Source organism: Mycolicibacterium arabiense (genome assembly GCF_010731815.2).
GTDB classification, from domain to species: Bacteria; Actinomycetota; Actinomycetes; order Mycobacteriales; family Mycobacteriaceae; genus Mycobacterium; species Mycobacterium arabiense.
In genome coordinates, this window is record NZ_AP022593.1 from 1,397,632 (window position 1) to 1,419,201 (window position 21,570).

The 21,570-nt window shown below is 70.0% G+C and carries 20 protein-coding genes; 3 read left to right on the plus strand and 17 right to left on the minus strand.

The features are described from left to right. Window positions 1-11: 11 nt before the first annotated feature. The 10 genes from nicT to G6N61_RS08435 form a co-directional block, all read right to left on the minus strand. A complete protein-coding gene (gene nicT, locus G6N61_RS08390; RefSeq protein WP_163918106.1) occupies window positions 12-1,118 on the minus strand; it encodes a Nickel transporter NicT in 1,107 nt (368 codons plus the stop codon). 71 nt (window positions 1,119-1,189) lie between these two features. Further along, a complete protein-coding gene (locus tag G6N61_RS08395; protein WP_163918107.1) occupies window positions 1,190-2,011 on the minus strand; it encodes a class I SAM-dependent methyltransferase in 822 nt (273 codons plus the stop codon). A 116-nt stretch (window positions 2,012-2,127) separates the two neighbouring features. After that, on the minus strand, window positions 2,128-2,454 hold the full coding sequence (locus tag G6N61_RS08400; RefSeq protein ID WP_163924686.1) for an ArsR/SmtB family transcription factor: 327 nt from the start codon (window positions 2,452-2,454) through the stop codon (window positions 2,128-2,130). An 18-nt stretch (window positions 2,455-2,472) separates the two neighbouring features. Continuing rightward, entirely contained in the window at window positions 2,473-5,376 is a 2,904-nt protein-coding gene (locus G6N61_RS08405) for an ATP-binding protein (protein ID WP_163918108.1), read from the minus strand. Between the two features lie 78 nt (window positions 5,377-5,454). Beyond that, window positions 5,455-6,990 carry a PGRS repeat-containing protein gene (locus tag G6N61_RS31100; RefSeq protein ID WP_163918109.1) on the minus strand — a complete coding sequence of 512 codons (1,536 nt, stop codon included), beginning with the start codon at window positions 6,988-6,990 and terminating at the stop codon, window positions 5,455-5,457. A gap of 108 nt (window positions 6,991-7,098) precedes the next feature. Further along, a complete protein-coding gene (locus G6N61_RS08415; protein ID WP_163918110.1) occupies window positions 7,099-7,839 on the minus strand; it encodes a FadR/GntR family transcriptional regulator in 741 nt (246 codons plus the stop codon). Window positions 7,840-7,853: 14 nt separating this feature from the next. After that, window positions 7,854-8,627, minus strand: coding sequence for a 3-oxoacyl-ACP reductase (locus tag G6N61_RS08420; RefSeq protein WP_163918111.1), 774 nt, complete (start codon window positions 8,625-8,627; stop codon window positions 7,854-7,856). Window positions 8,628-8,629: 2 nt separating this feature from the next. Beyond that, entirely contained in the window at window positions 8,630-9,997 is a 1,368-nt protein-coding gene (locus G6N61_RS08425) for an aldehyde dehydrogenase family protein (RefSeq protein WP_163918112.1), read from the minus strand. Then, the gene (locus tag G6N61_RS08430) at window positions 9,997-10,818 is read right to left on the minus strand and encodes a gamma-glutamyl-gamma-aminobutyrate hydrolase family protein (protein WP_179973592.1); all 822 of its coding nucleotides are present in this window, start codon (window positions 10,816-10,818) and stop codon (window positions 9,997-9,999) included. The genes G6N61_RS08425 and G6N61_RS08430 overlap by 1 nt, the downstream gene beginning before the upstream one ends. Beyond that, window positions 10,799-12,199, minus strand: a complete 1,401-nt coding sequence (locus G6N61_RS08435) for a glutamine synthetase family protein (RefSeq protein ID WP_163918113.1) — start codon at window positions 12,197-12,199, stop codon at window positions 10,799-10,801. The genes G6N61_RS08430 and G6N61_RS08435 overlap by 20 nt, the downstream gene beginning before the upstream one ends. A 162-nt stretch (window positions 12,200-12,361) precedes the next feature. On the opposite strand from G6N61_RS08435, the gene G6N61_RS08440 reads away from it, so the two are divergent. Then, window positions 12,362-13,942, plus strand: coding sequence for an amino acid permease (locus tag G6N61_RS08440; RefSeq protein WP_163918114.1), 1,581 nt, complete (start codon window positions 12,362-12,364; stop codon window positions 13,940-13,942). Window positions 13,943-13,946: 4 nt separating this feature from the next. On the opposite strand, the gene G6N61_RS08445 is transcribed toward G6N61_RS08440, so the two are convergent. After that, entirely contained in the window at window positions 13,947-14,525 is a 579-nt protein-coding gene (locus tag G6N61_RS08445) for a TetR/AcrR family transcriptional regulator (RefSeq protein WP_163918115.1), read from the minus strand. A gap of 63 nt (window positions 14,526-14,588) precedes the next feature. On the opposite strand from G6N61_RS08445, the gene G6N61_RS08450 reads away from it, so the two are divergent. Continuing rightward, window positions 14,589-14,984 (plus strand): DUF6463 family protein, encoded by a 396-nt coding sequence (locus tag G6N61_RS08450; RefSeq protein WP_163918116.1) that lies wholly within the window; start codon window positions 14,589-14,591, stop codon window positions 14,982-14,984. Here the strand turns inward: G6N61_RS08450 and G6N61_RS08455 are convergent. The 4 genes from G6N61_RS08455 to map form a co-directional block, all read right to left on the minus strand. After that, window positions 14,974-15,537: an alpha/beta fold hydrolase gene (locus tag G6N61_RS08455; protein ID WP_163918117.1), complete on the minus strand. Its 564-nt coding sequence runs from the start codon at window positions 15,535-15,537 to the stop codon at window positions 14,974-14,976. The two genes, G6N61_RS08450 and G6N61_RS08455, sit on opposite strands and share 11 nt — an antisense overlap. A 63-nt stretch (window positions 15,538-15,600) precedes the next feature. Further along, on the minus strand, window positions 15,601-16,296 hold the full coding sequence (locus tag G6N61_RS08460; protein WP_163918118.1) for a hypothetical protein: 696 nt from the start codon (window positions 16,294-16,296) through the stop codon (window positions 15,601-15,603). Between the two features lie 9 nt (window positions 16,297-16,305). Next, complete coding sequence (locus G6N61_RS08465; RefSeq protein WP_163918119.1) at window positions 16,306-17,790, minus strand: cobyric acid synthase; 1,485 nt, start codon at window positions 17,788-17,790, stop codon at window positions 16,306-16,308. Next, window positions 17,787-18,650 (minus strand): type I methionyl aminopeptidase, encoded by an 864-nt coding sequence (gene map / locus G6N61_RS08470; RefSeq protein WP_163918120.1) that lies wholly within the window; start codon window positions 18,648-18,650, stop codon window positions 17,787-17,789. Before map ends, G6N61_RS08465 begins: the two co-directional genes overlap by 4 nt. 103 nt (window positions 18,651-18,753) lie before the next feature. Here map and G6N61_RS08475 point away from each other — a divergent pair, with 103 nt between their 5' ends. After that, complete coding sequence (locus tag G6N61_RS08475) at window positions 18,754-19,113, plus strand: PaaI family thioesterase (protein ID WP_163924688.1); 360 nt, start codon at window positions 18,754-18,756, stop codon at window positions 19,111-19,113. A gap of 2 nt (window positions 19,114-19,115) precedes the next feature. On the opposite strand, the gene G6N61_RS08480 is transcribed toward G6N61_RS08475, so the two are convergent. Both G6N61_RS08480 and G6N61_RS08485 read right to left on the minus strand, forming a co-directional pair. After that, a complete protein-coding gene (locus G6N61_RS08480; RefSeq protein WP_163918121.1) occupies window positions 19,116-19,724 on the minus strand; it encodes a DUF1707 SHOCT-like domain-containing protein in 609 nt (202 codons plus the stop codon). Between the two features lie 24 nt (window positions 19,725-19,748). Beyond that, window positions 19,749-21,566, minus strand: coding sequence for a penicillin-binding transpeptidase domain-containing protein (locus tag G6N61_RS08485; RefSeq protein ID WP_163918122.1), 1,818 nt, complete (start codon window positions 21,564-21,566; stop codon window positions 19,749-19,751). Window positions 21,567-21,570 lie beyond the last annotated feature (4 nt).

Genomic DNA, 21,570 nt, shown 5'->3' on the forward strand with positions numbered 1-21,570 from the left:
GCGGCAGCCAGTCAGGAGACCGGCGGGCTCCAGCGTTCCTCGACGCGACCGAATTTCCAGAACAGCAGCGCGACGAGCCACGACACGACGAACATCCCGACGATCATGAAGCCGACCGACTCGAGGTTCGCGGACCCGATCGCCGCCAACGGGCCGGTCTCGAGGCCGAGGCGGTCGGCGAGCAGACCGGCGAGCACGATCACGCCGATGACGAGCGCGACGAAGACGGACAGCACGGTCACCGTGAGGTTGTAGTAGACCTTGCGAACGGGCTTGAGGAAGGCCCAGCCGTAGGCGCGGGACATGAAGATGCCGTCCAGCGCGTCGAAGAGGCTCATCCCGGCGGCGAAGAGGACCGGGAGCACGAGGATCGCGTACCACGGCAGCGTGAATGCGGCTGCGCCCGCCGCGAGCACCAGCAGCGCGACCTGCGTCGCGGTGTCGAAGCCCAGGCCCATGAGCAGGCCGACGGGATAGAGGTGCCACGGCTTGTTCACCCGTCGCATCACCCGGCCCAGCAGCCGCGCCAGGAAGCCGCGGTTCTCCAGGTGGCGTTCCAATTCCGCCTCGTCGAAGTCCCCGGAGCGCATGCGGCGCAGCACCTTTGCGATGCCGACGACCGCGAACAGGTTGCTCAGGCCGACCAGGATGAGGAACGTTCCGGCGACCACCGAGCCGATCAACCCGAGCGTCTGCAGCATCGGCGAGCCCTCGTCCTGCACCGGCCCGGCCAGGGCGCGGACGCCGAGCGCGAGCAGCAGGGCCAGGCCGAACACGACACTGGAGTGGCCCAGGGAGAACCAGAAACCCGCGGACACCGAGCGCTTGCCCTCACCGACGAGCTTGCGGGTGGTGTTGTCGATCACCGCGATGTGGTCGGCGTCGAAGGCGTGCCGCACCCCCAGCAGATAGGCCGTCACGCCGAGCCCGATCCCGAACACCCCGGCCGACCCGAGGGTGATGTGCTGCGGTGCGACGCCGAAGACCAGGACGCCCCAGCCGAAGCCGTGCAGCGCGACGACGATCGCGGAGATCGTGGCGATCGACGTCCAGTCGGCTCGGTCGAAGCTGGCCGCGCGGATGGTCGGCGACGTCGGCGCAGTGGACTCGACACTCATCGCTGGAGCCTAAGCGGACCCGCCGATATCTGTCCATGCGAACAGATGTCGTGGGGTCGGGGTTCGAACCGTCACACCTTGATCGCGGTGACCAGCAAGTACTCGGCCACCCAGGTCCCGTCGTCACGGCGCCAGTCGGTGAGGAAGGTCAGGAAGTCGCGGTCGAGCGCGGCGACCCGCTCCGGATCGTCGGCGTTGAACCGGTAGGCCGCGATGGTCGGCCCGTAGTTCTGCTTCCAGTACTCCCGGAACTCGAGGGGGTCGGAGCAGTGGTCGAGTGTCACCGTCTGACGCCGCATCCTCAGGTCGGAGACGCGGTCGCCGAACAGCTCCCGGACGTGCTCCTCGTCGCCCCACGACGGTGGCGGACTCGCTCCCGGCGGCGGTGGCGGCGCGTACGGCTTGATGGTCGCGAACAGCTGGCCGATGAACCCGAGCGGCGTCCAGTTGATCATCCCGATCCTGCCGCCCGGGCGGCACACCCTGATCAGTTCGTCGGCCGTCGGCCGATGGTGCGGTGCGAACATGGCGCCGACACACGACATCACCACGTCGAAGGCGTTGTCGGCGAACGGCATCGCCTCGGCGTCCGCCTCGGTCCACTCCAGCTCGACGCCGAGGGAGGCCGCGAGCCGGCGCCCCGCGTCGAAGAGTTCGGGTGTCAGGTCGCTCGCGGTGACGACGGCGCCCGCGGCGGCTGCGGGGATGGCCGCGTTGCCCGAGCCCGCGGCGACGTCGAGCACCCGGTCGCCCGGCCCTACTCCGCACGCGCGCACCAACTCCGGGCCGAGTTCGGGGATCAGTTCCGCCGCCACGGCCGGATAGTCGCCCGAGGCCCACAGCGCCCGGTGCTTGGCCTTCAATGCTCGGTCGGCGTCGTCGGTGGTCGTCATGTCACCCTCCTGCAGGTCGTGTGCTGAACGTCCACACCGTCGCCGACGCTACTTCGGCGATGTTTCGGCCGTCGTGAAACGAGCAGCTCAGGTCGGGTCGACGCCGACCCGGAGGATCACTCGTGGCGGGCGCCGATCCAGTGCAGGAGGTCGTGGACGATCTCGTCGTTCAACCGGTAGCTGACGGTCCGACCGACCCGGGTGCTGACCACCCAGCCTTGGCTGCGCAGCACGCGAAGCGCCTGGGACACGGCGTTCTCCGAACGGCCGAGTGCCACGCCGAGATCGCCGACGCAGATGCCGGGCGCCCGGTGCAGGGACAGCAGGATCTCGAGGCGGTGCGGATCCGACAGCAGGTCGAAGCGCCGCGCCCAGCCGTCGGTGTCGACGTCGGCCAGTGCCGACGACGCCTGTTGCACCGTCCGATCGTCCACGGGTGCAATCTAGTCCTCCGGGACCGCTCAGACGGGTCGGGAATGACGCAGCAGGCCGGCGCGGGCCAACGCGAGGGCCTCGACCCCGGTGAGCCGGCGGGACCCCGCGAGCGCGCCGTCGGTGCCGGTCTCGGCCCCCGGCCCGCGCAGGGTCGACAGCACCGCGTCGGCGTCGGCGGCCGCGCCCAACCGTGCCAGCAGTCGCCCGGCGTACCTCAGCCCGAACCAGTGCTGTGCTCCGGCTCCCGGTCCCGCCTGGTCCCAATGGCCGAACACCTCCAGGAACATCCGCGCCGCGGCGTGTGGATCGCCGTCGACGGCCCGGATCGCGGCGGACTCCATGCGCGCGATGCCGGTCAGCCAATTGTTCTGCACCGGCTCGGCGAGTTCGAATCCCTGCTGCAGGAACCGGAGAGCGCGCACGGGGTCGGTCGTCTTCAACGCCCGCCCCATCGCACACCGGGCCATCGCCAGGGTGCTCGGGTTGGCTGTCGGTTCCGCCACCCGCAGGGCCTCTGCGGCGACGTCGATCCCGGCGTCCGGCTCATCGAGGACGTCGTGGGCGACCGTCGTGTTGTAGAGGATCCAGACCAGCCGGGACGGGGTGGCGTCAGCACGGGCGGGTTCGGCGGCAGCCCGGTAGTACGCCAGCGCTGCACCGTGGTCGTACTGCACGACCGCGACGTCGGCCACGACGTCGGCGGGGTAGCCGAGATAGGAATGCCCGCGCTCGGGCTCCCGGCCCTCGGCACGCCGGGCCAGGGCGAGCGCGCGGGGGAAGTCGCCGCACACCCACGCCCCGCGCGCGGCGACCCCGACGGCGGCGGCGAACGCCGGTTGGTCGGGATCGGCGGCGTCGATCGCGCGCTCCACCCAGTCCATCGACGTGTAGCCCACCCGCATGTGCATCAGTTCGGGCAGTGACGCCACCAGGCGCAGCGCCAGTGCCGTATCGCCCTGCCCCATCGCGCGTTCGAAGGCCGACCGCAGGTTGTCGTTGTCGGGCGAGGTGAACGTCGTTCCGGCCGTGGGCGCCATCCGGGCGATCCAGGTGGCTTCGTCGGGTCCGTGCATGGCGTCGGCGCCGCGTTCGGCGAGTTCGATGAAGTACGTCGCGTGGCGCGAGCCGATGTAATCGTGCGCGCCGGCCTCGCGCAGCCGCTCGCGGCCGAACGCGCGCAGCGTCTCGAGCAACGCATAGCGGGTCGTGCCCGTGCCGCTGCGCACGGCGACCATCGACTTGTCGACGAGCCCGCTCAGCGATTCCAGCGTGTCGTCCTCGAGATCGCCGGGGTCCGCGCAGACCCCGTGCGCCGCTTCGAGATCGAAGCTGCCCGAGAACACCGATGCCCTGTCGAACAGGCGCCGCTCCGGCTGTGCGAGCAGTCGGTATGACCAGTCGATGGTCGCGGTGACGCTCTGCTGACGTGGATGGGACCCGCGCGCCCCGCCGCTCAGGACGCGCAGCCGGTCGAGTCGTCGGGCGACGTCCAGACTGCTCATCACGCGCAACCGCGCCGCCGCCAGTTCGATGGCCAGCGGCACGCCGTCGAGGCGACGGCAGATCTCCGCCACCGCGCCGATCGGCTCCGTGTCGAGGTCGAAGTCGGGCCGGATCGCCCTGGCTCGCTCGGCGAACAGCTCGGTCGCCTCCGCCTCGGGCAGGGGGTCCAGCGGCAGCAGCCGCTCCCCTTCGATGCCCAGCGGCTCGCGGCTGGTCGCGAGCACTGCGACGTCGGCGCATTCCTCGACGATCCGATCGACCAGCGGTGCGACGTCGGCGAGCACGTGCTCGCAGTTGTCGACGACCAGCAGCATCCGGCGGGAGCGCAGGTGCTCCACCACCGCGCTGTCGAAGTCGGTGTCGTGGCCGCGGGACAGGCCGAGCGCCACGGCCGCAGCGCGCCCCACCGTGGCGCCGGGTTCCAGCGGCGCCAGTTCACACGTGCAGACACCGTCGGCGTAGTGCTTGCCGATGAGGTGTGCCGACTCCGACGCGAGCCTCGTCTTGCCGACCCCGCCCACGCCGGTCAGGGTCAGCACCGCACCGGGCCTGATCGATGCCGCGATGCGCTCGAGTTCGGTAGTCCTGCCGACGAATCGGTTTCCCCTCCTGCCTCCCGTGGTCGGTGCGCGCGGGCGGTCCGGCGGTGGCGACACCGGCACCGGCGTCGGTGTCGGGGTCGGAGTCGGCGCGGCCGCCGCTCCCTCCAGGATCTCCTGATGGACGGCCCGCAGCGCGGGGCACGGGTCGATGCCCAGCTCGTCGGCCAGCCGGTCGCGCATCCGGCGGTAGGTGTCCAGGGCGTCGCCCTGCCTGCCGCAACGGTATTGGGCGAGCATCAGCTGACCGGCCAGCCGCTCGTCGAGCGGGTGGGTGGTGATCGCGACGGACATGTCCGCCAGCAGTTCCGCGTGCCTGCCCGCCGCCAGCGCGGCATCGTTGCGGTCGAGCACGATCGAGAAGCGTTCGACCTCGAGCGCGGCGCGCAGATCGGCGATCCAGGGTGTCTCCAAGCCTGCGAACGGTTCCCCGCGCCAGAGCGCCAGCGCCTCGTCGAACGCTTCCGACGCACTCGCCGGGTCGGTCGTCGCGCGCGCGCGAGATGCCTTGGCGTGGAACAGGTGCAGATCGACGCAATCCGGTGCGACCACCATCGTGTAGCCGACCGACCCTCGGCCGATGCTGACGCCGTCCGCCGGGTGCAACGAGTGCCGGAGCCGGGAGACATACGCCGACAGCGCATTGCGGGCCCGGTGTGGTGGCCGCTCCGCCCAGACCCGCTCGACGAGCTGGTCCACCGACACCGGCCGGTTCGCGTCGACGAGCAAGGCCGCCAGCACGCAGCACTGGCGGGCATGCCCGATCTCGAGGCGCCGTCCGTCCACGCGGACCTCGACCTCGCCGAGAACGCGGAACTCGACCGACATCGCGTACAGCGTCCACCACGCCGGGACCGCCTGTCAGCGAAACACCTCAACCAGAGACGCCCTGCCGGTGCCGACGCATTACCCGTCGGCGCCGTCGTCGCCGTCGGTCCCGTTGCGGCTGCCCGGGGTCTTGCCCGTGCCTGCGCCCCCGGACCCGCCGGAACCACCGCTCGCCCCTGCGCCGCCGTCACCACCGTTGCCCCCGTTGCCGCCGCTGGCGGTGTTCGTGCTCGACGTCGCAGTGCCGCCGTCACCGCCGGCACCGCCGCGTGAACCCGCGCCACTGGCGCCGCCATCGCCTCCGGTGCCGCCGGCCGCCGGACCCGCTGCGGCCTGCGAGCTGCCGCCACGTCCACCGCTGCCGCCGACTCCGAGGACGCCCCCGTCACCACCGTTGCCGCCACCGTTGCCGTTGGCGTCGTTGGCTCCGACGTTGCCGCCCACGTTGATCGCCGTCCCGCTGTCGCCGCCCCGGCCACCATTGCCGCTCAGTTGCGCGTCCCCGCCGTCGCCACCTGCTCCCGAGTTGGACGAGCCGTTGCCGGCCGTGGTCGCGTCGCCACCCGTCCCGCCGTTGCCACCGTTGCCGAACTGACCGGCCGTGCCGCCGCGCCCACCCGTGCCGCCGTTCGTCGTGCCGTCGGACGTGCTGGCGTCACCGCCGTCGCCGCCCCTGCCGCCGTGGCCCGCCAGCGCGCCGCCGCTGCCGCCGTTGCCACCGTGACCGCCCGTCTGGTCTCCGGACAGCGGCCCGATGGCGTCACCGCCCGAACCGCCCGCGCCGCCGTTGCCGAACACCCCGGCGTTGCCGCCGTTGCCGCCCCGCGCGCCGAATCCGCCGATACCCCCGGCGCCGCCATTGCCGAACAACCCTGCGACGCCGCCGTTCCCACCGGCCTGCCCGGCGATCCCGGCACCCCCGGCGCCGCCGTTGCCGAACAGCAGCCCTCCCCGGCCGCCCGCCTGGCCCGGACCGCCTGCGGCACCGTTGCCGATCAGCAGGCCGCCGTTTTCACCGGGAGCCAGACCGTCGCCGACGAACAACCGGATGAAGGCGCTGATCGGGTCGCCCGCAGCCGGTGCCAGGGTCACCGTGGGGGCCACGGCGATCGCCGATCGCCACACCGCGGCCTCGGCTGCCGTCGACGGACGCACGCCGGTGACGATCCGCGCCTCTGGTGACCGGCCGTCCCGCCGGTGCGTCGCCGTGCTGGCGCGAGCCGGCTCCGGTACCGCGCCCGTGCCCGTCGTCGCACCGGGCGCCGTGACGGACGCCGTGCCGAGCGGGGTCGCCCACCCATCGGCGGCGGTCGCCGGGCGAGGTGACGCCCATGCCCCCGGCACGGTCGGCGCCGAGGTGACCGGGGCCTCGGAGTGGAACCGGCCCGGCTCGTGGTGCCTGCGCTCGGGCGTCGCCGGTACCGGCGCGACACCGAGCGCGACCGAGTGTCGCGCAACCGGTTTCGGCGCGGGTGCGTCGGACGGGGCGGCGAGCACCACGCCGACGCCGAGCACCACGGCCAGCGTCCCCGTGCGTCCGACGCACCCGGATGCCGTCCGGTACCGGCGGTGCCGCGTCCTGCGGACCTCGTCACTGCTGGGGAAGTCGTTCATGGTCTGCTCCGAACTCGTCGTGGGTGTGCAAGGTGACACAACCCTCGGAGTCGTCGATGCAGAGGCGGTGAAGCGGCGATGAAACGCGCAGGCCGTCGCCCGTCGGTGCTAGTCCAGGAACCCGTGCAGCAGCGCAGCCGAGCCCCACACGTGCGCGGTCATCACGTCGGCGGCGGCCTGGGCGTCGCCAGCGAGGATCGCCATCACGATCGCCTCGTGCTGCTCGTCGGAGTGGGCAATGTTCAGTGACAGCAGCGGGATCTGGTCGAGTAGCTCGTTGAGCCGCATGCGGTTGTCGGCGACCAGCGGCACCAGCGACGGCGTTCCCGCGACCTCGGCGATCGCCAGGTGCAGCCGCGAGTCGAGCCGTCGATAGTCCTCCGGTGGCGCTGCCCGCACGTCGCACAGCTTGCCCCACAGCGTCTCCCGGTCACCGGCGGTCAGCGTGCGGCCTGCCGCCATGCGAGCCGCCCCCACCTCGAGGATCTCGCGCAGGCGCAGTGCATCGTCGATGTCGGCGCGGCTGAACCGGATCCCGTCGGGACTGGGCGTGGGCAGCTCGTCGGCCAGGAACGTCCCGCCGTACCGTCCCCGCCGCGACACCAGGTAACCCGCCTCGGCCAGCGACTTGATGGCCTCCCGGACCGTGTCGCGGCTGACGCCGAGCCGGGTGGCCAGTTCGCGTTCCGGGGGCAACGACTCCCCCGGTGCCAGCACGCCGAGCCGGATCGTCTCGAGCAGCCGCCCGACGGTGTCCTCGAACGCATTGCCGAGCCGCACCGGACGAAGCAGTGTCGCAGCCGCCGCCTCCGCGTCGGAGCGCTCGGGCGTCGGCTGCGGCTCGGTCATGGGATCGTCGTCCCTTACAGCGGTGTCACGTAGTGGCCGCTGATGCCGCCGTCGACCAGGAAGCTCGATGCGGTGATGAACGATGCGTCGTCGCTGGCGAGGAACGCCACCGCGGCCGCCAGCTCCTCCGGCTCGGCGAAGCGCCCCACGGGAACGTGGACGAGCCGGCGCGCCGCCCGCTCGGGGTCCTTGGCGAACAGCTCCTGCAGCAGCGGGGTGTTGACCGGGCCGGGGCACAGGGCGTTGACCCGAATGCCCTGGCGCGCATACTGCACGCCCAGTTCGCGTGACATCGCCAGCACGCCACCCTTGGACGCGGTGTAGGAGATCTGCGACGTCGCCGAGCCCATGACCGCGACGAACGACGCCGTGTTGACGATCGACCCACGCTGCTGGGGCACCATGTGCCGCAGTGCGGCCTTGCAGCAGAAGAAGACCGACTTGAGGTTGATGTCCTGCACCCGGTCCCACGCCTCGATGCCGGTGTTCTCGATGAGATCGTCCTCCGGCGGGCTGATGCCCGCGTTGTTGAAGGCGATGTCTACCGAGCCGTGGGTCTGCGCGGCGGTGTCGAACAGGTTGTCCACCGCGACCTGGTCGGAGACGTCGACCTGGACGAAGGTGCCGTTGAGGTCGTCGGCGACGGTCTTTCCCGTCGCCGGGTCGATGTCACCGATCACGATGGTGGCGCCCTCGGCGCGCATCCGCCTGGCGGTGGCCAGACCGATGCCGCTGGCTCCGCCGGTGATGACGGCGACCTTGCCGGCCAATCGCTTGGTCAGGTCCATGTCTAGCTTTCCTCCGATACTGCGTAGAAGACGTTCTTGGTCTCGGTGAAGTGCAGCGGTGCGTCGGGTCCGAGTTCGCGGCCGAGGCCTGACTGCTTGAAGCCGCCGAACGGGGTGTTGTAGCGCACCGACGAGTGCGAGTTCACGCTCAGGTTGCCTGCCTCCACGGCGCGCGAGACGCGCATGGCACGCGACAGGTTGTCGGTCCAGATCGATCCGGACAGGCCGTAGGGGCTGTCGTTGGCCAGTTCGATCGCATCGGCCTCGTCGTCGAAGGGAAGCACTGCCACGACGGGTCCGAAGATCTCCTCGGTGACGGTCCGATCGGTGCGCTGCGGCGTCAGCACCGTCGGCGCGAACCAGTAGCCGGGGCCCTGCGGCGCCGACCCGCGGAACGCCACCGGCGCGTCGTCGGGCACGTAGGCGCGCACCGACTCCCAATGCGGCTTGGAGACCAGCGGGCCCATCTCGGTGCCCCTGTCGGTGGGGTCGCCGACCGCGACGCCCTGAACTGCGGGCTCGAGCAGCTCCATGAACCGGTCGAAGACGCTGCGCTGCACCAGGATCCGGCTGCGGGCGCAGCAGTCCTGACCGGCGTTGTCGAATACGCCGTACGGAGCTGTGGCTGCGGCCTTCTCCAGATCGCAGTCGTCGAACACGATGTTGGCGCTCTTGCCACCGAGTTCCAGGGTCACGCGCTTGACCTGCGCCGCGGCGCCGGCCATCACCCTCGTCCCCACCTCGGTCGAACCGGTGAACACCACCTTGCGGACATCCGGGTGGGTGACGAAGCGCTCGCCGACGACCGACCCGCGACCGGGCAGCACCTGAAACAGATCGGGATCGAGCCCCGCCTCCACGGCGAGTTCGCCGAGTCGGATCGTGGTCAGCGGCGTCCATTCCGCCGGCTTGATCAGCACGGCGTTCCCCGCTGCGAGTGCGGGAGCGAAGCCCCACGACGCGATGGTCATCGGGAAGTTCCACGGGGTGATGACCCCGACCACCCCGAGCGGCTCGTGGAACGTCACGTCGAGTCCGCCGGCGACGGGAATCTGCTTGCCCGCCATGCGTTCCGGGCTCGCGGAGTAGAACTGGAGAACGTCGCGGACGTGACCGGCCTCCCACTCGGCATTGCCGATCGGATGCCCCGAGTTGGCCACCTCGAGGGCGGCCAGCTCGTCGACGTGGGCGTCGACGACGGCCGCGAAGGCCCGTAGGCCGGCCGCACGCTCGGCGGGAGCCGCCTTGGCCCACCGCTTCTGGGCGACCCTGGCGCGCGCCACGGCGTCGTCGACGGCGTCGACGTCGAGCTGTTCGACGGTGCGCAACACCTCCTCGGTCGCCGGATTGATCAGCGTGCTGCTCGTCATCAGACCCTTTCTCCTGTGCGTACCGGTGCATGTCGGGAAGCGTTGGGCGAGTAGTGCGCCGCCGCCGCGACCACGGCGGCGAACAGCCGCAGGTCGTCGAGGCGTTCTTCGGGATGCCACTGCACGGCCAGGACCCAGCTGTCGGGGTGCGCTCGCGGATCCACCTCGACGGCCTCGATGACGCCGTCCGAAGCGTCGCGCGCGGCCACGATCAGGCCGTCGCCAAGACGGTCGATCGCCTGGTGGTGGTAGCACTGCGCCTCGGAGGACTCGCCGATCAGGCTCGCCAGCCGCGTGCCGGGCACGGTGCGGACGGCGGTCGTCGTGAAGACGGCGTTGCCCACCTGGTGTCTGCCGTGGCCGAGCACGTCGGGCAGGTGCTGGTGCAGTGTGCCGCCGAGAGCGACGTTCAATACCTGTGCGCCGCGGCAGATCCCGAGCACCGGCAGCCGTCGCGCCAGCGCGGCGCGCAACAGCGCGAACTCCCACGCATCGCGGTCGTCGGCAGGTTGGTCGGTGCTCGGATGCGGCTGCTGGCCGTAGCTCGCGGGCGACACGTCGCGGCCGCCGGTCACGATCAGCCCGTCGAGACCGTCGAGCACCCTGTCGACGATGCCGGCGTCCACCGGCTGCGGCGGCAACAGCGTCGCGATGCCACCCGCCCGGGTGACGCCTTCGACGTAGATGGCGGGCAGGAAGCTCGCCCGCACGTCCCACACCCCGGTCTGAGCCTGCTGCAGATAGGTCGTCAGCCCGAGAACCGGCGGGCAGGCGCGAAGCGACCCGGGAGATGTAACGGGCCTAGAGCCGTTCGAATCCACGGCGCCTCTCCCAATCGGTCACGGCGGCGTTGTACGCCTTCAGTTCGACGCGCGCGTAGTTCAGGTAGTGGTCCACTACGGCGTCACCGAAGGCCGCGCGGGCGATGGTCGAGCCGTCGAGCAGGTCGGCGGCTTCGGCCAGCGTGGTCGGAAGCCGTTCGGCGCCTGAGGTATACGCGTTGCCGACGGTCATCTCGGGCAGTTCCAGCCCCTCGTCGATGCCGTGCAGACCGCCGGCGATCAACGCGGCGACGGCGAGGTACTGGTTGACGTCGCCACCGGGCGCGCGACACTCCATGCGCATGCCCGGTCCGCGTCCGACGACGCGCAGCGAGCAGGTGCGGTTGTCCATGCCCCATGCGACGGCCGTGGGCGCGAAGCTGCCGTCCGCGAACCGCTTGTAGGAGTTGATGTTCGGTGCGTAGAAGAGGCTGAACTCGCGCAGTGTGGCGAGCTGGCCTGCGATGAAGCTGCGGAACATCGCCGACATGCCGAGTTCGTCGTCGTCGTCGGCGAACACCGCACTACCGTCCTGTCCGCGGAACGAGATGTGGATGTGACAGCTGTTGCCCTCGCGCTCGTCGAACTTCGCCATGAACGTCAGGCTCTTGCCGTGCTGGTCGGCGATCTCCTTGGCACCATTCTTGTAGATGGTGTGGTTGTCGCAGGTGACCAGCGCCTCGTCGTAGCGGAAGCCGATCTCCTGCTGCCCCAGGTTGCATTCGCCCTTGACGCCCTCGCAGTACATGCCTGCGCCCTCCATGCCGAGCCGGATGTCGCGCAGCAGCGGCTCCATCCGCGTCGACGCCAGCATCGCGTAGTCGATGTTGTAGTCGGTTGCGGGCGTGAGGTTGCGGTAGTCGGCCTTCCAGGCGTCGCGGTAGGAGTCGTCGAACACCATGAACTCGAGTTCGGTCGCGGCGACCGCGCCCATGCCGCGTTCGCTCAACCGGTCGAGCTGCGTGCGCAGGATGGTGCGGGGCGCCTGATCCACGGGCTTGCCGTCGGTCCACGACAGGTCGGCCATGACCAGTGCCGTGCCGGGCAGCCACGGCAGCAGCCGCAGCGTCGAGAAGTCCGGCGTCATCACCATGTCGCCGTAACCGGTCTCCCAGCTCGAGATCGCGTAGCCGTCGACGGTGTTGTTCTCGACGTCGACCGCGAGCAGGTAGTTGCAGCACTCGGCGCCGTGCGCTGCGACGTCGTCGACGAACAGGCGCGACGAGATGCGTTTGCCGATCAACCGGCCCTGCATGTCGGTGAAGCCCACGACCACGGTGTCCAGCTCGCCCGCGGCGACGAGGCGTTCCAATTCGGTTTGCGACAACATGCCGGGCGTACTGCTGCTCTTGGGCGTCACGGGCTCTCCCCTGTCGGACATGTCGGAAAGTCAACCATTGGATGGCGGTGCACCCGAGTCGACCAGTACAGATTTACACGACTGTCACGCCCAAAGGTAGGACAGCAGACCAATACGGTCCTATTCTCCCTAGGCAGTGCGCGGCGTCAAGTCCGGGCTCGGAACTCCAGAAGGGGTACGACAGTGCCAGAGGGTCATGAACTACTGGACGACGACGAACGACACCTCGCCTCGCTGGGCTACACCCAGGAGTTGAACCGGTCCTGGTCCGGGTTCAGCAACTTCGCCATCTCGTTCTCGATCATCTCGATCCTGGCGGGCTGCTTCACCTCGTTCGGCCTCGGCTGGAACAACGGCGGCCCCGCCGCCATCGCATGGGGCTGGCCGATCGTCTCGGTGTTCATCCTGATCATCGGCCTGTGCATGTCCGAGCTGGTCTCGGCCTACCCGACGTCCGGTGGAATCTATTGGTGGGCGGCGAAATTGGGCGGGCCGAAGGCCGGCTTCTACACCGGCTGGCTCAACCTGATCGGCCTGATCGCGATCCTGGCGTCCGTTGCCTACGGCTGCGCAACCTTCCTCGACCTCACGCTCGGCACGTTCAGCGAGACGTGGCTCAACGGATACAGCCTGACGAGGACCTTCGTCCTGTTCGTCGTCATCCTGGCGATATCGGCGCTGATCAACATCTTCTCGTCGCACCTGCTCGCCGTCATCAACAACGTCTCGGTGTGGTGGCACGTCGCGGGCGCCTCCGCGGTGATCCTGATCCTGTGGCTGCTGCCCGAGCAGCACGCTGGCTTCGGTGACGTGTTCGCCAAGACCATCAACAACAGCGGCATGTTCGGCGGCGAGACCTCGGGCATCGGTTTCCTGCTGTTCGTGCTCCCCATCTCGGCGATCCTCACGCAGTACACGATCACCGGCTACGACGCCTCGGCGCACCTGTCGGAGGAGACCAAGAGCGCGGCAGACGGTGCGGCCAAGGGCATCTGGCGGTCGATCTTCTACTCGGCCATCGGCGGCTGGATCCTGCTGCTGACGTTCCTGTTCGCCGTCAACGACTCCGACGCGGTGTCGGCGGGCGGCGGCGCGGTGGTCGGCATCTTCAACCAGGCGCTGGACTCTCAGTGGGTGGCGATCATCCTGCTGATCTCGACGGCGGGCCAGTTCTTCTGCACCACCGCGTGCCAGACCAGTTCGTCGCGCATGCTGTTCGCCTTCAGCCGCGACCGCGCGGTGCCCGGCCACCAACTGTGGTCGAAGGTGAGCAGGAACAAGATCCCGGCCAACGGCGTCATCATCACGGCGGTTCTCGCAATGGTCATCACGCTGCCAGCCCTCGTCGAGGTGGACATCAACGGCGCTCCGGTGCCCGTCGCCTTCTTCGCCGTGGTGTCGATCGGCGTGGTCGGCCTCTACCTCTGCTTCGCCGTACCGATCTTCCTGCGCTGGCGGATGGGCGACGACTTCGCGGTGGGCAAGTGGAACCTGCGCGGACACCACAGGTGGATGGCACCGGTCGCGGTCGTCGAGATCGTCATCACCTCGATCATCGCGATGTTCCCGACGTCCTCGGGCGGCGTGCCCTGGGGCGACGCGTTCGAGTGGAAGTACGTGAACTACACGCCGCTACTGGTCGGTGGGGTGTTGCTCCTGTTGTGGATCTACTGGCACGCATCGGTGAAGAAGTGGTTCACCGGTCCGATCAAGCAGGTCGACCTCAGCGGCACCGGTGACGAGGTCGTGCTGGACAAGCCGTGACGCGTCACCGCGTCAGCGCGTCGTAGAGCGTGTCGACGAATGCGTTCTCCGACAACGACCGTCGTGCCAGCGGCCCGGGCGCCCCAATGCTCAGCTGGTAGATGCCGACGGTCAGCGTGATCGCCATCGCCGCTCGGCGCTGCGCCTCGGCGTCGGGCTGGCCCAGTTCGACGAGCAGGCCCGCGACGTAGTCCAGGCGGCGCGCGACCACGCGCTCGACCGACGCCGTGACGCCCTCGCCGCCGGCTTCGAGATAGAGCATCAGCTCACCGGGTGCCACGGTGCCGTCGAACGTCGACACCACGCGGGTGAGGAGGCGCCGGAGTTTGTCGGCCGCACCCTCCCCGCGCTCGGACTCGGCGATGATCGCCTCGGTGTTCTCGGCCTCCCAGGAGTCGATGGCCGTCTCCAGCAATGCTCGACGATCGGCGAAGTGCCAGTAGAAGGAGCCCTTCGAGACTCCGAGCGTGCGGGCCAGCGCCTCGACCCGCACCGCCGACGGCCCACCGGTTCGCAGCGCTCGTAGTGCAGCGGCGGCCCAGTCCTCGCGCGTCACGGTGCCCGAAGGTCTTTTCGGCGGCATCGCCATACGGTACCGTATGGACATCCATACGGGGGCGTATGGAACCGACACCGGAGGGCAACCATGACCACCAATCACCTGCATCGCGTCGCCGCTGCGACCATCGCAACCGGCATCGGCCACAACCTGATCGGAGCGTGGCTCTACCGCCGCCAGCTCGCCGGATTCGTGCACGACGGCCTGGTCGACGCCGTGGCGAACCCACGGCTGAACGGGGCAGAGCGGGGCCGGCGGGAGACCGCGCTGTGGTTCCTGATGTCGGGTGCGGCGTTCACGACCCTGGGTGCAGGCCTGCGACACAGCAGTGCAGCCGACGGGGCGATCCGCCCGATCGCGAACGGCATGACCGCGATGGGCGCCGTCGGTGCCTTGGCGATGCCGAAATCGGGATTCTGGCTGCTGCTGGCCGAAGGCGTGGCGGCACGTCGGCTGAGCCGACGGCCGGCGATCACCAGGTAGAGGTCCGCATGACGATCTCGGCCGCCAGCTGGGCCGTGGACTCCTGGGCATTGCGACGACCGAGCAACTCGACGAGGCGGTAGTCGCCGTACACGTAGCGCTGGCTGGCCCTGGCCACCGCGCGAGCGGCCGGCGAGCTGACCAGCGCGGTCGTATTCACCTCGACGGGCGGACAGTCGGCGTCGCGGACGATGCCTGCCTGATCGGCCACGCACGGGTGGCCGCGATCGACCACCACCAATCCGATGAAGCGATCGAGACGCGTGGCGGCCAGCTCCCACGCCAGCTCGCCCCCCACCCGGTCGCCGACGAGCAGCGCCCACCGGACGCCGAGCGCGTCGAGTATGCCGATGACCGACTTCGCCGACAGGTTGGGGTCCGGGCCGATCACGATGGTCTTGAGCGACGCGGTGTGCAGGCGTTGGCACACGCCGTCGTAGGCCGACGGCCCCTGGTGCGCGGCGCCGAGCAGTACCACCACCGACCCCTGTTCGGGGCCTGAGACGTCGACGGTTGCGGCGAACCCGTCGACGGTGAGAACGGTCGAAGGCATCCGGCCACGCTACAGGCAATGATCATGCCGGGTGCGGGTTTCAACCGGTCTCGAACCCGACGCTCAGCCGGTCTCCAGGCGAGCGGCCTGCCGAGTCGCGATCTCCATAAACGTCTGGGGCAACTCGGCTTTGACTTCGATGTCGGGATTCGGCGTAGGGAACGCGATGCCGAACAACGCCGATGAACCGACGTTGCCGAACCAGAAGTAGACGCTGCTCTCGGTACTGCCGAGACGCATCGTCTGTTGGTACGCCAGCGTGTCGGCGCTCGTGGTGCTCAACCGAGAAGTGGTCATCGGAATTCCCGGCGACGACGAATCGAAGAAGGCCTCGAATCGTGCACACCGCTGCGCCTCCGCGGCCAGCGCGTCGATGTCGAGGCGCCACGACAGCACGGTCATCGAGATTCGCGCGCCGTCATAGCCGACGACGTACTCGATCGCGCTGCCCGGGCCGCGCTCAGCCGACCCCGCGATGACCCGGGTCAGTCCATCGGTGCACCCGGTCGGCTTCGACAGCATCGGAGGCGGTGCGCCTGCGCCGTCGGCCCTACTCGGGTCGGCCTCGGCGCGGTCGTACCGGACGCCGGGCGGGAAGTCCTCGGCACGCAGGACGCCGCGCTCGAGCCGTGCACCGGGCCAACTCGGGCTGCCCCCGACGACGGTGCCGTCGAACAGCGGAGCGCAGCCGCCACCGATCACCGCCACGACCACCAGCGCGGCGACGCGGGCACTCGATCGCCGGGAACGGCCGGTCACGGTTCCACGCTACTGGAGCGTCGAGGCGATGATCGGCCGTCGCGGGGGCCCGTGCCTGGCCAGCCCGAGCAACGCCTCGACGTCCACGTGCTGCTCGAGCAGGTCTGCGGTGAGGTCGAGTTGCCGGTCGCGGCGCGCTTGGACGTCGACGTCGTCGGCGACGGTGAAGCCGTGCCGCCCGGCAGCCGCAGCCGCATCGGCCAGCCACGTTCGGCGGACGTCGTCGTTGTCGAGCAGGCCGTGCCAGTGCGTGCCATAGACGCATCCCCGCCGGATGCCGATCCCGAGCCAGTCGTCGTCGACGCTGCGCGCCACCCTGCCGTGGTGGATCTCGTAACCGTGCAACGGGATCTCCCAGTGCCGCAGCGTCTTCTCCGCGTCGAACTCGATGTCCGCGTCCAGCAGCGCGAGACCGTCGACGTCGACGCTGCCCGACTCGACGGGATCGTCGATCCGGCGGCACAGCATCTGGAAGCCACCGCAGACTCCCAGCACGGCACGCCCGGACGCGGCATGGGCGGCGATGCCGTCGGCCAGACCCCGTTCGCGCAACCACCGCAGGTCCGACACCGTCGCCTTGCTCCCCGGGATCACCACCACGTCGACGTCGGCGAGGTCGGCGGGGTCGGCGACCCACCGCACCAGCACGCCGGGTTCGCACGCCAGCGCCTCGACGTCGGTGGTGTTCGAGATCCGCGGCAGCCGAATCGCAGCCACGGTCAGCCACTCCGTACCGTGCGGCGCGCGCGGCCTGCCGACCGTGCGGTGGACGTCGACCGACAGCGAGTCCTCGGCGTCGAGCCACAGGTCGTCGCTGTACGGCACCACGCCGTAGGTGGGGCGACCGGTCAATTCTCGCAACTGGTCCAGACCCGGCGCGAGCAGCGCGGGGTCACCGCGAAACTTGTTGACCAGGAAGCCGGCGATAAGTCGCTGATCGTCGGGTTCGAGAACCGCGACGGTGCCGAACAGGTGCGCGAGCAGCCCGCCCCGGTCGATGTCGCCGACCACGACCACGGGGAGATCCGCCGCTCGCGCCAATCCCATGTTGGCCAGATCGGTTGCACGGAGGTTGATCTCGGCAGGCGAACCAGCACCCTCGCACACGACGACGTCGAATTCGCCTCGCAGCGAGGTCAATTCGGCCAGCACGATCTCGCTGAGGTGCGCGCGGTGCCGGAAGTAGTCCCCCGCCCTGACCGTCCCGGTGACCTTGCCCCGGACGACGAGTTGCGACGTGCGGTCGGAGCCGGGCTTGAGCAGGACGGGATTGAACCGCGTGCTGGGCGCCAGACCCGCCGCACGCGCCTGCATCGCCTGGGCGCGGCCGATCTCGCCGCCGTCGGCCGTGACCGCCGAGTTGTTCGACATGTTCTGCGCCTTGAACGGTGCGACCCGCACCCCGCGGCGCGCCAGCAGCCGACACAGACCGGCGACCACCATGGACTTGCCCGCGTCCGACGTGGTGCCTGCGACCAGCAGCGCGCCGCTCACCTATCCGGCAGCGTCAGGACGTCGGCTCCGTCGTCGGTGACCACCAGGGTGTGCTCGAACTGCGCGGTCCACTTCTTGTCGCGGGTGGCCACGGTCCAGCCGTCGTCCCAGATCTCGTAGTCCAGGCCACCGAGGTTGATCATCGGCTCGATGGTGAAGGTCATCCCGGGTTCGAGGACGGTCTCGACGGCGGGCTGGTCGTAGTGCAGGACCACCAGACCGTTGTGGAAGGTGGTGCCGATCCCGTGGCCGGTGAAGTCGCGAACGACGTTGTAGCCGAATCGGTTCGCGTAGGCCTCGATGACCCGGCCGACCACCGAGAGCGCGCGCCCCGGCTTGACGGCCTTGATCGCGCGCATCGTGGCCTCGTGCGTGCGCTCGACGAGCAGCCGGTGTTCCTCGGACACGTCGCCGGCCAGGAACGTGGCGTTGGTGTCGCCGTGCACCCCGTCGATGTAGGCGGTGACGTCGATGTTGACGATGTCGCCGTCGGAGATCACCGTCGAGTCGGGGATGCCGTGGCAGATGACCTCGTTGAGCGACGTGCAGCAGGACTTCGGAAATCCCTTGTAGCCCAACGTCGACGGGTAGGCGCCGTGGTCGACCATGTACTCGTGCGCGATGCGGTCCAGTGCGTCGGTGGTGACACCGGGCGCGACGGCCCTGCCCGCCTCGGCCAGCGCGTTCGCCGCGATGCGTCCGGCGACGCGCATCTTCTCGATCACCTCGGGTGTCTGCACCCACGGTTCGTCGCCTTCGCGCACGGTCGGCTTCCATGCGTACTCCGGCCGCGGGATCGCGGCGGGGACCGGCAGTGTCGGCGAGAGGTCACCGGGGCTCAGAGCAGTGCGTACAGCCATCGGACCAGCCTAATTGGTCGGCGCGGGGACCGGCGGGCACCAGCGGTAATGGTGTTACCGTACGGCGGTGATCGAAGAGGGACACATCCTGCGCCGACTCGGCATGCGCGACGTCGAGGAATGCCTCGACCAGGGCAACGAGCGGCTGGTGATCGAGATGGACAACCGCCCCGATCTGGTCAACATCCGCGGCGCCCTGCAGGGCGGGCTGGTGGCCACTCTCATCGACATCGTGGCCGGCAGGCTGGCCGGCGAGGTCGCCGGGGCGGGCAAGGACGTGACCACCGCCGACATGAACGTGCACTTCCTCGCGCCGATCGTCGACGGACCCGCGCGTGCCGAGGCCACGATCGTGCGGGCGGGACGGCGGCTGATCGTCACCGCGGTCGACGTCTACGACGCGGGCAGGCAGCGCCTCGCGACGCGGGCCACGCTCACCTTCGCGGTGCTCGAACGCCGGTAGTCCTAGCCGCGGCGGATGCGACCCAACCCGGCGCGCCTCGGCCCGCGGATGTCGATCGACCCGCACACGCTGCGGCCGGTGAGGATGACGTGCGGCCTGCCCTCGGCCGGCGCATCCTTGCGGTGATCGCGCGCGCTGCCGACGATCACCTCGACGTCGTCGATCGAGGCACTGGCCCCCTCGGGCAGCCGGATGTCGACCGAGCCGAACTTCATGTCGAGTTCGATGACGACGATGGGCCCGGCGAAGCGCGCCTTGGTGAGATCGAGGTCCACTGACCCCATGCGGCGATGCAGCGCGAGCCGGGTGGGCACCACCCACTCCCCCTGGCGCTTCAACGACCCCAGCACGCCGCGCAGTTCGACACGGTCGGTGGCGGTGGTGACGATGGCGCCGGGACCGGGCAGGTCGCCCACGAGTGCGGCCAGTTCGGCCTGCAGCCGGGCACCCGCGACCGCGGCGGACCGCTCCTCGAACTCGTCGATGTCGATGAGCCCGAGCGCGACCGCGTTGTGCAGGCGGCGCAGCGTGCCGTTGCGGTCGGCGTCCGATATGCGCAGCGCGTCCGCGGCTGTCACCGCCGGTAAACGGGAGAGGTCCTCGTCGGTCATGGCAGCGTCAACGTTACCGCTGCTTCAGGCGAGGTAGCCCGATGGCAGTCCGCCGAACATGTCGCCGACCATCCGCACGGCGTACTCGGAACTGCCGCCGCCGACGATGAGTGCTGCGAAGGCCATGTCCCCGCGGTATCCGGCGAACCACGCGTGCGAGCCGCCTGCGAATTCGGCCTCACCGGTCTTGCCGCGCACGTCGCCCGCATCGCCGAGGTCCTTGGCGGTGCCGTTGGTGACGACCAGTCGCATCATGGGTCGCAGACCGTCGACCATCTTCGGCGAGATGGGTGCGCCTGCATCGATCACCTCGGTCGGCCTTCCCGCGATCAGCTGCGGCACGGGCGTCCTGCCCGCGGCCACGGTCGCCGCGACCAGTGCCATGCCGAACGGGCTGGCAAGCACCTTGCCCTGGCCGAAGCCGTCCTCGGTGCGTTCGGCGAGGTTCACGGTGGGCGGCACGGAACCGGTGACGGTGGTGATGCCGTCGACGACGTAGTCGGGGCCGATGCCGTACTGCGCGGCAGCGTTGGTCAGGCCCCGCGGCGGCATCTTGCTGGCGAGTTCGGCGAACGTCGTGTTGCACGAGCTGGCGAAGGCGCGTGAAAGCGGCACCGTGCCGAGATCGAAGCCGCCGTAGTTCGGCACGGTGCGATGCCCGATGTCGAGGTGGCCGGGGCAGCCAAGCAGGGTGTTGGGCGTCGCCATGTCGCGGTCGATCGCGGCGCCGGCGGTGACGATCTTGAAGGTCGAGCCGGGCGGGTAGAGGCCCATGGTCGCGGTGGGGCCATCCTGGTCGGCCGCGGCGTTCTGCGCGACCGCGAGGATCTCCCCCGTCGACGGCTTGAGCGCGACGATCATGGCCTTCTTGCCGACCATGTCGACGGCGTCCTGCGCGGCGTTCTGCACGGCGCGGTCCAGGCTGATCGTCACCGAGGGTGCCGGCGCGCCTGGGACCTCGTTGAGCACGTCGACCTCGGCGCCGTTCTGGTTCACGCTGACGATCCGCCAGCCGGCCTCGCCGTCGAGTTGGTCCATGACCGAGGTCTTGACCTGGTTCACGATGGCCGGCGCAAAGCCGTCGTCGGTGGGCAGCAGGTCGGGCTGTGGGGTGACGACCACACCGGGCCGGTTGGCGAGCATCCCCTGGACGCGGTCGTGGTCGGCCTGGTTCAGCGTCACCAGGGTCATCGGGCGCGGCGACGAACTGGCCTGCTCGGCGAGGCGCTGGCCGTTCAGCGCGGGGTCGAAGGGGCGCAGCGCGTCGGCCACCGCGGTGGCGGTCGGCATCAACTCGCCCCCGGCGGCGCGGGCGTCGAGGGCGTAGCCGTACCGGTAGCCGGGCACCAGCACGTCGGTGCCGCCGTGTTCGTTGACCGACGCCCGGCGCGGCGGGTCCGACCGCAGCGCGAAGGTCTGGTGCTGTCCGAGTTTGGGGTGCAGACCCGCTGCGCTCCAACGGACTTCCCAGCGTCCTTCGTCGCGGATCATGTTGAGCTGACCGTCGTAGCTCCAGGTGCGGTTCTTCGGCAGGTGCCACGTGTAGCGGTACTTCACGCTGCCGGTGTCCTCGGCGTAGCGCGAGCCGATGACCGTCGCCTCCAGGGAGGTTGCCTGCAGGCCCTTCCACGCTTCGTTGAGCGCCTCGCGCGCTTCGGCGGGCTGGTCGGCCAGATCGGCGGCCGCGGCGGTGTCGCCCTTTCCCAGCGCGGCGAAGAAGGCCTCCGCCGTCGGCTCGGGGCCCTGCGGTTTCGGGGTGCATGCACTGAGCGCGCCTGCGGCGAGGACGGTGACCGTCATCAGCGCTGCGACGCGCGATACAGATGAGGTTATCGATGCCATTGAG

Bases quoted from the DNA above. Each gene is read 5' to 3' on its own strand.
- G6N61_RS08405 (WP_163918108.1), bottom strand. From the start codon at position 5,376: ATGTCGGTCGAGTTCCGCGTTCTCGGCGAGGTCGAGGTCCGCGTGGAC.
- G6N61_RS08435 (WP_163918113.1), bottom strand. From the start codon at position 12,199: ATGTCCGACAGGGGAGAGCCCGTGACGCCCAAGAGCAGCAGTACGCCC.
- G6N61_RS08425 (WP_163918112.1), bottom strand. From the start codon at position 9,997: ATGACGAGCAGCACGCTGATCAATCCGGCGACCGAGGAGGTGTTGCGC.
- G6N61_RS08395 (WP_163918107.1), bottom strand. From the start codon at position 2,011: ATGACGACCACCGACGACGCCGACCGAGCATTGAAGGCCAAGCACCGG.
- G6N61_RS08485 (WP_163918122.1), bottom strand. From the start codon at position 21,566: ATGGCATCGATAACCTCATCTGTATCGCGCGTCGCAGCGCTGATGACG.
- map (WP_163918120.1), bottom strand. From the start codon at position 18,650: ATGGCTGTACGCACTGCTCTGAGCCCCGGTGACCTCTCGCCGACACTG.
- nicT (WP_163918106.1), bottom strand. From the start codon at position 1,118: ATGAGTGTCGAGTCCACTGCGCCGACGTCGCCGACCATCCGCGCGGCC.
- G6N61_RS08415 (WP_163918110.1), bottom strand. From the start codon at position 7,839: ATGACCGAGCCGCAGCCGACGCCCGAGCGCTCCGACGCGGAGGCGGCG.
- G6N61_RS08475 (WP_163924688.1), top strand. From the start codon at position 18,754: ATGCGCGACGTCGAGGAATGCCTCGACCAGGGCAACGAGCGGCTGGTG.
- G6N61_RS08445 (WP_163918115.1), bottom strand. From the start codon at position 14,525: ATGCCGCCGAAAAGACCTTCGGGCACCGTGACGCGCGAGGACTGGGCC.
- G6N61_RS08455 (WP_163918117.1), bottom strand. From the start codon at position 15,537: ATGCCTTCGACCGTTCTCACCGTCGACGGGTTCGCCGCAACCGTCGAC.
- G6N61_RS08450 (WP_163918116.1), top strand. From the start codon at position 14,589: ATGACCACCAATCACCTGCATCGCGTCGCCGCTGCGACCATCGCAACC.
- G6N61_RS08420 (WP_163918111.1), bottom strand. From the start codon at position 8,627: ATGGACCTGACCAAGCGATTGGCCGGCAAGGTCGCCGTCATCACCGGC.
- G6N61_RS31100 (WP_163918109.1), bottom strand. From the start codon at position 6,990: ATGAACGACTTCCCCAGCAGTGACGAGGTCCGCAGGACGCGGCACCGC.
- G6N61_RS08480 (WP_163918121.1), bottom strand. From the start codon at position 19,724: ATGACCGACGAGGACCTCTCCCGTTTACCGGCGGTGACAGCCGCGGAC.